General features: G+C 51.8%; 2 protein-coding genes. Both read right to left on the reverse strand.

Annotated elements, in window-relative coordinates; genetic code table 11:
• Positions 1-431 precede the first annotated feature (431 nt).
• Positions 432-824 (reverse strand): universal stress protein, encoded by a 393-nt coding sequence (locus ABYV26_RS24935; RefSeq protein ID WP_372684048.1) that lies wholly within the window; start codon positions 822-824, stop codon positions 432-434.
• Between the two features lie 77 nt (positions 825-901).
• Positions 902-1720, reverse strand: a complete 819-nt coding sequence (locus ABYV26_RS24940; protein WP_372684049.1) for an ABC transporter ATP-binding protein — start codon at positions 1718-1720, stop codon at positions 902-904.
• Positions 1721-1841: the final 121 nt, after the last annotated feature.

Raw genomic sequence — 1841 nt, forward strand, 5'->3', positions numbered from 1 at the left:
AAAGGGAAAAATCGTAAAGCCCCATGGTTTATACTCCTTATGCGGTTTTTAAGCGTTGCATCGCATGCGGCAATAAGAACCCCAACGTTGCAAAATCAGGAGGGATTCAGAGCCAAGGCGCCAAGGGGGCAGCCGTAGTGTTTTACTGCAATCCCTTGGCAACGCCGGATCTGGATTCCTCTGGCTTTCCCGTAAGGGTAACAACATCAAAAAAATTTTCTTTTTCAAGGAATTCACATTAGGTGAATTCTTGAATTCCTGGCGGTTGTTATAATTTCTATATATTTTCAAAGCGTAATAATAATTTTCGCATGTTTTTATGCAACGACGGGGAGAACAGTTCACCGGTATGAGGTGACACCCTTTTCTGGCAGCGCCTCCTCATCAGTTGCGCGTCAATAGCATTTTGCCGGTTTGGTGAATGCGCTATACTACTTGATGGTGGTCACCGGACAGGTAGCTTTGAGAATAATGTACTGTGCCGTAGAGCCGAGCAGCAGTTTCCGGGTCCTCGATTTTTTCTCGATGCCCACGAAAATCTGGTCGATATGGTTTTCCTGGGCGAAGATGACGATATCCTCCCCTGGAGAAAGCCCTCTGGCCATTTCCTGGACTTCGTGCTCGGTTCCGGCGCTCTCAAGCTTCTGCTGAACCCGCTTCAACTCCTGGTTGACCCGGGCGATGTCTTCGGGCTTTTCGCTGTGGCCGCCTTCCATGCTGGTGATGACAAAAACCTTGGCCCTGAAGATCGACGCATGTTTTATCGCCAGGTCAAGGGCGGCCTTGGACTCTGTTGAACCGTTGTAGGCAACGAGAAATTTCATATTGGTTAGCCTTTTCTCCGTCGAAAATGCGACTTTTTACGAGTTCACCAGCCTTTTAACCCTGAACCTGTTAACACTTACATCCAGCGTTTGCGGCGCTTATAGGACTTGACTTCCTTAAAGGATTTCCGTCCGCCGCCCTGGGTGATGCCCATGTAGAACTCTTTGACATCCGGGTTGTTCTTGAGCTCCTTGGAAGGGCCTTCCAGGACGATCTTGCCTGACTCCATGATGTAGGCATAATCGGACACCTGTAAGGCGATCTTGGCATTCTGCTCGACCACCAGAATGGTGGTGCCCAACTCCCGGTTGATGGTTTCGACGTTTTCGAAGATCTCTTTTACCAGCAGCGGTGCCAGGCCAAGGGAGGGCTCGTCGAGCATGAGCATTTTAGGCGCGGCCATCAGGGCCCGGGCAATGGCGATCATCTGCTGCTCACCACCGGAGCAATACCCCGCCAGCCGGTGGGTGATTTTGGAAAGCCGAGGGAAATGATCGTACATCTTGTCGTTGTCTGCGCGAATCTTTTGAGATCCGTCTTTGCGGGTGATGGAGCCGACGCGTATATTTTCTTCAACGGTAAGATGTTTAAACACCCGGCGTCCCTCCGGCACCATCACGGCGCCGAGTTTGACCACCTGCGTTCCCAGGACATTGGTGATGTCGCTTCCGTCAAATCGGATGTGCCCATCGCGGATAAAGCCGTTTTCCGGCTTGAGCAGGCCGCTGATGGCCCGCAACGTGGTGGTTTTGCCGGCGCCGTTGGTGCCCAGCAGGGCAACGATGCCGCCTTGGGATACATTCAGGCTTACTCCGCGCAGCACCTGGATAATATCGTTGTAAACCACTTCGATGTTGTTGACTTCGAGTAGCCTTGCCGAATCGTGTTTGTCCATGAGGCCGTTTTCTGATTCCAGGTGAATTCCGTGGGCCTTCACCTAATTGCCTGCGTAAAGCAAGCCTTGTGCCTAATATTATTCGGCACAAGAGATGTAAGAACGGTCGGCCGGCCCGGCG

It is taken from the genome of Desulfosarcina sp., from assembly GCF_041551955.1.
Taxonomy (GTDB): domain Bacteria; phylum Desulfobacterota; class Desulfobacteria; order Desulfobacterales; family Desulfosarcinaceae; genus Desulfosarcina.

Coding starts and splice junctions, on each gene's coding strand:
- ABYV26_RS24940 (WP_372684049.1), bottom strand. CDS start 1,720: ATGGACAAACACGATTCGGCAAGGCTACTCGAAGTCAACAACATCGAA.
- ABYV26_RS24935 (WP_372684048.1), bottom strand. CDS start 824: ATGAAATTTCTCGTTGCCTACAACGGTTCAACAGAGTCCAAGGCCGCC.